Annotated in this window: 7 protein-coding genes; 2 read left to right on the plus strand and 5 right to left on the minus strand. The window is 64.4% G+C overall.

Annotated features, from left to right (window positions below; all coding sequences use genetic code 11):
• Positions 1 to 141 precede the first annotated feature (141 nt).
• Positions 142 to 1,116: an AraC family transcriptional regulator gene (locus tag CGS25_RS13450; RefSeq protein ID WP_101675792.1), complete on the plus strand. Its 975-nt coding sequence runs from the start codon at positions 142 to 144 to the stop codon at positions 1,114 to 1,116.
• Positions 1,117 to 1,134: 18 nt separating this feature from the next.
• Here the strand turns inward: CGS25_RS13450 and CGS25_RS13455 are convergent, their stop codons facing one another.
• From CGS25_RS13455 to CGS25_RS13470, 4 genes are all read right to left on the minus strand, one after another.
• Complete coding sequence (locus CGS25_RS13455) at positions 1,135 to 2,406, minus strand: O-acetylhomoserine aminocarboxypropyltransferase/cysteine synthase family protein (RefSeq protein WP_101675797.1); 1,272 nt, start codon at positions 2,404 to 2,406, stop codon at positions 1,135 to 1,137.
• A gap of 165 nt (positions 2,407 to 2,571) precedes the next feature.
• The gene (locus CGS25_RS13460) at positions 2,572 to 3,438 is read right to left on the minus strand and encodes a crotonase/enoyl-CoA hydratase family protein (protein WP_101675793.1); all 867 of its coding nucleotides are present in this window, start codon (positions 3,436 to 3,438) and stop codon (positions 2,572 to 2,574) included.
• 331 nt (positions 3,439 to 3,769) lie between these two features.
• Positions 3,770 to 4,519, minus strand: a complete 750-nt coding sequence (locus CGS25_RS13465; protein ID WP_232802405.1) for a helix-turn-helix domain-containing protein — start codon at positions 4,517 to 4,519, stop codon at positions 3,770 to 3,772.
• 13 nt (positions 4,520 to 4,532) lie between these two features.
• Complete coding sequence (locus tag CGS25_RS13470) at positions 4,533 to 5,033, minus strand: Mpo1 family 2-hydroxy fatty acid dioxygenase (protein ID WP_101675794.1); 501 nt, start codon at positions 5,031 to 5,033, stop codon at positions 4,533 to 4,535.
• A gap of 314 nt (positions 5,034 to 5,347) precedes the next feature.
• Between CGS25_RS13470 and CGS25_RS13475 the strand changes: the two genes are divergently transcribed.
• A complete protein-coding gene (locus CGS25_RS13475) occupies positions 5,348 to 6,373 on the plus strand; it encodes a helix-turn-helix transcriptional regulator (RefSeq protein WP_198588799.1) in 1,026 nt (341 codons plus the stop codon).
• Positions 6,374 to 6,392: 19 nt separating this feature from the next.
• Here the strand turns inward: CGS25_RS13475 and CGS25_RS13480 are convergent, their stop codons facing one another.
• Positions 6,393 to 7,283, minus strand: coding sequence for a metal-dependent hydrolase (locus tag CGS25_RS13480; protein ID WP_101675796.1), 891 nt, complete (start codon positions 7,281 to 7,283; stop codon positions 6,393 to 6,395).
• Between the last annotated feature and the right edge of the window lie 287 nt (positions 7,284 to 7,570).

Below are 7,570 nucleotides of genomic sequence, written 5' to 3' on the forward strand. Positions count from 1 at the left end.
GCACTTGTTCAAAGAAGCACCTGTTGAGTACGGCTTGCGCGCTTTGCCGGCGCTGCCGTGCACGCAACACCTTATTGGTAGCACAGGCAGCCGCGCCGCAGCACGGCTGATTCGGGACCGCCAGCCGGTTAATTCAGGACCATGACCCATACGCCCACGGTAACCATTCATTTCACCCAGGCGATTTTGCAGGCCGCTCTGCGCCTGGCACTGCCGCTGCCCGCCGATCTGGTGGCGCAGCTGGCAAGCCGGGAGCGCGTGGACCTGCACCGCCAGGACCAGCTCTGGGACCGTTTCTGCGCGGCCGCCGACGATCCCCTTGTCGGGCTGGATCTGGGGCTGGCGCTGCAGGTTGGCCATCTGGATACCGCCGGCATGATTCTGATGAGCTGCGAAACGGTGGGCGAGGCGGTCGAGAGCCTGCTCGATTACCATCCGATTGTCGGCGAGGGCGGCGACTTTCAGCTTGTTCATCGCGATGGGCAATGCCTGCTTTGCTACCAGCCGGTCTATCTGATGCGCCGGGAAACCCGCGTCGAAACGGTGCTGGCGAGCCTGCTGAATCTGACCCGCTGGGCCACCGGCGAACGCTTTCAGGCCGCCTCGCTGCACGTTCGCCACGCCGCCCTGGCCGCGCCCGAGCGCTACCGGCAACGGCTCGGCGTGCCGGTGTCGTTCAACGCCGGGGAAAACGCGCTGTGTTTCGACCCGTCGCAATTGGCGTTGCCTCTGATCCACGCCAACCCGGCCCTGTGCCGGCATTTGCGCGGCCTGGCCGACGATCTTCTGGCACGGCTGGACAGCCACTCACTGAGTGCATCGGTGACAGCGCTGGTGCGTGAGCAGCCGCGCTGGGGGAAAGAAAAAATTGCCCAGCAACTGGGCATGAGCGGCCGCCATCTGGTGCGCAAGCTGGCCGACGAGGGCAGCGGTTTCAAGCTGCTCCGCGACACCCTGCTCCAGGAACTGGCGGAGCAGGGGCTGCGCCGTGGTGAGCGCCTCGCCGACCTGGCGGAGCGGCTGGGCTTTTCCGACGAGAGCGCGTTCGCCAAGGCATTCAAACGCTGGACCGGCGCCAGCCCGGCGCGCTTCCGCGACGCCGGCCGGGGGCCGTGATCCACGCCCGGTAACGGCTTACACCGCCGCCAGAGCCTGCTCGATGTCGGCGAGAATGTCGTCCACGTGTTCAATGCCAATCGACAAGCGCACCAGATCGGCGCTGACGCCGGCGGTTTTCAATTCGTCGTCGTTCAGTTGCCGATGGGTGGTGGTGGCCGGATGGCAGGCCAGCGATTTGGCATCGCCGATGTTCACCAGCCGTTTGATCAGCGCCAGGGCGTCGATAAAGCGGGCCCCGCCTTCGCGGCCGCCTTTGACGCCAAAACTCAGGATCGAGGCCGGCACCCCGCCATCCATATAGCGCTGCGCCAGGGCATGGTCCTGATCGCTGTCCAGGCCGGCGAAATTAACCCAGGAGACTTTATCGTGCCCTTTCAGATAGGCGGCCACTTTCATGGCGTTCTCGCAGTGGCGCTCCATGCGCAGGCTGAGCGTTTCGATGCCCTGCAGAATCAGAAAGGCGTTCATCGGTGACAGCGCCGCGCCCATGTTGCGCAACGGCACCACGCGGGCGCGACCGATAAACGCCGCTTCGCCCATCGCCTCGGTGTACACCACGCCGTGGTAACTGGGGTCGGGTTGATTGAATTGCGGGAAGCGCGGGTTGTCTTTCCAGGGGAACCGGCCGGAATCGACAATCACCCCGGCCACCGTGGTGCCGTGCCCGCCCATGTATTTGGTCAGCGAATGCACCACGATGTCGGCGCCGTGTTCGAACGGCCGGCACAAGGCCGGAGTCGCCACGGTGTTGTCGACGATCAGCGGCACGCCAGCGTCGTGGGCGACCTTGGCGAGCGCCGCCAGATCGACGATGTTGCCCGCCGGATTGCCGATCGACTCGCAGAACACCGCCTTGGTGTCGGCATCGATGGCGGCGGCCATGGCGGCCATGTCGCGGCCATCGGCCATGCGCACGTCGATCCCCATGGTCGGCAGGGTATGGGCAAACAGATTGTAGGTGCCGCCATACAGCTGGCTGACCGACACGATGTTATCGCCGGCGCGCGCCAGCGTCTGAATGGCGGCGGTGGTGGCGGCCATGCCAGACGCCATCGCCAACGCGCCGATGCCGCCTTCCAACCGCGCCACCCGCTCCTCGAGCACCGCGTTAGTGGGATTCATGATGCGGGTGTAGATGTTGCCCGGCACTTTCAGGTCAAACAGATCGGCGCCGTGCTGAGTGTCATCGAAATAATAACTGGTGGTCTGATAGATCGGCACCGCCACCGAATGGGTTTGCGGATCGCCGGCAAAGCCGCCGTGGATGGCGATGGTTTCTCGTTTCATGGTTTTATCGCTGCACATAATGTTCTCGCTGGAAAAGACGCACCAAGCGGCGTGTCAGGCTCTCACCCGCCAAGCAACGAAGCCGCTGTGGGACCGCGAACCGACGCAGCCGGGCGGCGCTACCGTTCCCCGCCGGGCTTATTTTCTGATAACCCGCGAAGCACCTTACTTAAGCGGCGGCTCCGGCCAGAAATCAAAGTCCGCCGGCACCTCATTGAGATCGGTGTCGAACACCGGATCGCGCTTTTCCAGAAACGCCTGGAAACCGTCCTTGCCGTCCCAGAATTCGCTGGAGCGGTAAATCAGACGGGATTCCACCGCGTGAGCCTGCATCGGGTGATCGAAATTGGGGTTGCGCCAAAGCATGGCGCGGGCCAGCGCCAGGGACACCGGCGAGCTCTTGCGAATCAGTTTGCGCGCCAGCTCATAGGCGGCTTCGAGCACCGAATCCTTGCCGTGCACACTGCGGAACAGGCCGGCCTTCTCGCCCTCTTCGGCCAGGAAGATGTCACCGCTGTACACCCACTCCAACGCCTGTTGCATGCCCACCAGACGTGGCAGAAACCAGGTGGAGCAGGCCTCGGGGGTAATGCCGCGCTGGCTGAACACGAAACCGATCTTGGCCCCTTCGGCGACCAGGCGGAAATCCATCGGCAGGGTCATGGTGATGCCAACGCCCACGGCGGCGCCGTTGAGCGCGCCGATCACCGGTTTGCGGCAGTTGAAGATGGCCAGCGAGACCTCGCCGCCGGAGTCGCGAATGCTCTCGACCGGCGGCTCCTGATCCTCGGCGTTGTCATAACCGAACAAGTTACCGCCGTCCTCGGGCTGCATTTCCATGCCGGCGCAGAAAGCGCGCCCGGCGCCGGTGACCACCACCGCACGCACGTCGTTGTTGGTGCTGGCCTCGCCAAAGGCGTGCACCAGTTCGTCTTTCATGCGCAGGGTAAAGGCGTTCATGCGCTCGGGGCGGTTCAGGGTGATGGTGAGAATCTGCTCCGCCAGATCGGCGCGGATGTGCTGGTACTCCATGACAACTCCCAGATTGTTGTTGGCGGCGGGACACGGCCCGCACTAAAAAGAAGGCGCCGGAACGTTAGGGCCTGTTCACACTAATTATGCTGGTCGCGCCGGAGGCCGTTTTCGCGCAAGCCAAGGCGCGGTGAGCGCGATGTGGCCCGTCACATAAGCTAACCGCAACGCGGGATTACGCGACAACGGCCCCGGCCCTTCGGGTTGCGCCCCAAAGCGGGCCAGGCGGTGTTGCTCGTCGGTTATTTAGCATACTAACCCTCTCTCCTCGCGCCTTGCCTGGCCCGCTTTGGGGCAGCAACGCGACCATCATAATTAGTGTGAACAGGCCCTAATCGAGATGTTCGACCCGCACCGGGAAGGCTCTAGCATAGCGGGACGGGGGCGTATCGAACATGGCGCGCAGGGTGCGGTTGAGGTGGGGTTGGTCGTAGAAACCCGCGGCCAGGGCGAGATCGGTGAGGCTCATGCCGTCACGCCACAGGGTCAGCGCACGCTGACATTTGAGATGCAGTTGGAAGCGTTTCAGAGTGACGCCCACCTGGGCGCGAAACAGATGGCGAAAGCGCGACTCGGAGAGCCCCACCTGCTCCGCCAGCAGGGCGCCGGCGATGTCGCCGTCGCTGTCTCGCAGGGTGCGGCACGCCTCGGCGATGCGCGCATCCAGCGGCGCGGGCTCGCCGGCTTCCAGGGCACGGCGCAAAGCCAACGCCGCCGCCATGTCGCGCTGCGCGTCCAGTTGTTCCAGCGCGTCGGCGATGGCGGTGTGCTGGTCCAGAGCCAGGCAGCCGCCGGGGCCCTCCAGCCCGAGACCGCGCCAGGCGCGGTGATCCGGGTCCAGATGAATCACCGCCACGGGCCCGTCACTGCTGAGCGCCTGATTGACGTCCGGCGCCGCCCATACCGCCCGGGCGGTCAGCCAATGGCCGGCCAGTTGCACGCTGATCGGCTGCCGCAGCCCCACCAGCAACGAGGCCGCCACATGGCTGTGTGGCCGGTTGTGCATGCGCGGCGCCAACATGCACCAGCCCCCGTCCCATAGGAACAGGGGCGCCCGCGCCCGTGTCGCCGCCTCGTTCATCGCCGGGCCCGCCTCAGGAGGGGTTACCGTGTCCGGGGGTGCGGCTCAGGCCCAGCTTGTACGCCACTTCCTTGCTGACAAACACCGGCCCGACCAGCAAAAAAACCAGATCATCGGTGAACGAGGGCTTTTTGCCTTCCACCTTATGGCCCCAGACCTGCACCGCCCAGGCCACCAGCCACAGCACCAGGGCGCTCCAACCGAGCGACCAGACGCTGCGGTCCACCAGCACCACAATGGCGATGGACACCGCCAGCCAGCCCAGCATCAGCACCGATACACCCATCGACAGGCGCAGGTAAAAAGGCATGCACAACAATGCCAGCAGGGTGCCACCGTTAACCCAGTAAGCCGCGGCGCCGTTCAGGCCCAGCCATTGGCCCAGCGGGATCAACCAGAACAACCCCAGGGTGGATAGGAAAATCGCCGGTACACAAACGATGTGCACCCATTGATTGACCGGATGGCGGTGACTGTCGCCATAGTCGTGCAGGAAAGTCGCCAGATCACGCATGCTGTTCGCTCCTTGTTGTTATCGGATTCTCCGGCATCGCCGCCGTGCGGGAAAGGCTAGCTGCGCCCCCGGCGACAAACTTGTATGAAGCGGCTGCCGGCTTTCATTGCTGGCGGCGGCGCTCGATCAGCGCGCGCGGCACGTTCCGGCGGGTCAGCCGCTCACCAGCCGGCGTTCTTCATCCACCACCGGGGTCCCTGTTACGACTATAGCACCACGATGCGCCCTTGCCCGTCCGGCCGGTTGTCGCATAATGCACTTGCCGGGACCGATCCGGCGCCGACAATGTCGCCACCTGCTTGGAGATGCCGCCCATGGACCACCTTGAGCCATCGCCGGCCGGGCCGGGCCAGCCTGGCCCGGCAACGATGTCACGCCGCAATTTCCACCACGTAGTGGCGGCGCTGGCGGCTTACGTGCCCGCCCCCGGGCTTGAGCAGGCACTCGCTGACTATCGGCTCGACCGGCCCGAGGCCCGGGTCGATCAGCACCGTTGCGTGGAACTGGTCGGCTTGCTGGCCCGGCGCCTCGGGGACCCGTCCTTGCTGTTGCGCGGCTTCCGGCACCTCGACGGAGACCAAAAACTGTTCCCCGGCCTGCCTGGTTTTCCCGGTGACGCGCTCACCGGCGCGCAGCAGTTTCTGCGTTACCTGCCGCTGCACACCGAGCTGGTTGAGATGACGCTGGAGATCGGCGCCGATGCCAGCGAATTACGGCTGCAGCGGCGGGCGGCGTTCGAGGACAGCCATGGCCAGGCTCAGGCGCTGTTATTTTCTTCGCGCCGCCTGCTGCAACGCAGCGGCCTGAAGCAGGTGCGCGCGGTGCATCTGCAACTGCGCCCCAGCGCCAGCGAACGGGCCCGGTTGGCGCAACTCTACGATGTGCCGGTGCATTTCGGTATGCCCTGCGACGCTCTGTTGCTGGACAACAACGGGCTGCTGCACCAGAACCCGGCGAGCCTTTCCCATCTCTGTGCCCTGGGCGCCCGGGAGCGTCTGCTTCGCCGGATACGGCCACACATCACGGTCAGTGAGTCAGTACGGGGGTTGCTGCCCATTGTGCTGGGGCTGCCGGGCACGCCCCTGGGGCTGTGCGCCTCGTTGCTGGCGCTGAGTGAGCGCACCCTGCAGCGCCGCGTGGAAGCCGAAGGCGGCAGTTTCCGCGGCCTGCTTCAGGAAAGCCGGCGCGAACTGGCACTGACACTGATGCCCTGGCGGGCGCTCAGCGCCGAGCAACTGGCGGCCCGGCTGGGGTACCGTCAGAGCGCGCAGTTTTACCGCGCCTTTCGCGCCTGGTTCGGCGAATCACCGGGCAGCCGGCGGGCGCTGGCGCCCGCCTGAAACCGGCGCGCGTGACGTTTTACAGGGGCTCGCCCAGCTCCGGCCGATCCAGCATCAGCGCCAGCTTCTGCAGCGCCCGCTCGCGCACCGCCCGGCTGTTTTTCTTCTCGGGGTGGAACGAGGGCTTGTAGTAGGCCAGATAAGAACCGCCCAGCCGGCGCAGCCAGCCGGGCTTGCCGAGCAGCCAGTTGAGGCCGTTGAACACCGAGCGCAGATCCCGCTTGTCGTCCATGTCCTGACGCAACTGGATGTAATGGAAGATCGTGAAGCCGATGAATTCCACCGTGGTGGCGGCCATTTCCGAGGTGCGTATCCAGTAGTTGTCCACCTGATCCGCGTAGACATCGTAGGCCACCGCCTTGTGTTCACTCTCTTCCACCGCGTGCCAGAGCCACAACGGCAGCATGCGTTCGTCCATGCCGTCGAAAAATTCCGGATTTTCCAGCATCAGTTCGGCGAGCATGGCGGTGAAATGTTCCAGCGCGCAGGTCTTGGCCAGCTGGCGCTCGGGGGACAACCGCTTGGCTGTCCACTTCATGCCGTTATGAACGAAGTCATGGACCTTGCGCGTCGGCACGCCCTTGCTCTCCATGAACTCATTGAAGCGTTCATGTTCATTGCCGTGGTGCGCTTCCTGACCAATAAACCCTTTCACCCGTTCGCGCAGATCCGCATCGCTGATGTTCTTCTGATAATGGCGCACAGAGCGCACGAAGAACCGCTCGCCTTCCGGAAACGTGCACGACAGCGCGGTCAGCAGCAGCGTCGTGAATTGATCACCGCCGAACCAGTAGCGCGGCATATCCGCATCGAACTGGAAATCCATACGCCGGGGCTGGATATCACTGGCATTGGTCCGCCGGGCCTGGGGGCGGCTCGAATTCTCGGCGAGTTGCGCTTTGGCATTCATGGTAAAACTCCTGGTCGCGGAAACCGCGGAATCATGCCCTCCAATATGGTCGCCAGCCCGAATACCGGCCAGGGCCGCCTGCGCCATTTTTTTTGTCGATGGCGGGCCCGTTATGACCGGCACCGGGCTTTTTGCGGTAAGCGTGCTGCGTGCTGCGTGTAAGCGTCAAAAAAGGTTCATCGCGGATTAGCGGGAATTGACTCAATGCCGATCCATTGCCCATCGCCGCTGACGCCCCATTGGGCGTCCTACTTTCTTGCTTGTCCAAGAAAGTAGGCAAAGAAGGA

Origin of the sequence: Alloalcanivorax mobilis (assembly GCF_002864685.1) — a bacterium.
Classification (GTDB): domain Bacteria; phylum Pseudomonadota; class Gammaproteobacteria; order Pseudomonadales; family Alcanivoracaceae; genus Alloalcanivorax; species Alloalcanivorax mobilis.

Bases quoted from the DNA above. Each gene is read 5' to 3' on its own strand.
- CGS25_RS13450 (WP_101675792.1), top strand. From the start codon at position 142: ATGACCCATACGCCCACGGTAACCATTCATTTCACCCAGGCGATTTTG.
- CGS25_RS13455 (WP_101675797.1), bottom strand. From the start codon at position 2,406: ATGAAACGAGAAACCATCGCCATCCACGGCGGCTTTGCCGGCGATCCG.
- CGS25_RS13460 (WP_101675793.1), bottom strand. From the start codon at position 3,438: ATGGAGTACCAGCACATCCGCGCCGATCTGGCGGAGCAGATTCTCACC.
- CGS25_RS13465 (WP_232802405.1), bottom strand. From the start codon at position 4,519: ATGAACGAGGCGGCGACACGGGCGCGGGCGCCCCTGTTCCTATGGGAC.
- CGS25_RS13470 (WP_101675794.1), bottom strand. From the start codon at position 5,033: ATGCGTGATCTGGCGACTTTCCTGCACGACTATGGCGACAGTCACCGC.
- CGS25_RS13475 (WP_198588799.1), top strand. From the start codon at position 5,348: ATGGACCACCTTGAGCCATCGCCGGCCGGGCCGGGCCAGCCTGGCCCG.
- CGS25_RS13480 (WP_101675796.1), bottom strand. From the start codon at position 7,283: ATGAATGCCAAAGCGCAACTCGCCGAGAATTCGAGCCGCCCCCAGGCC.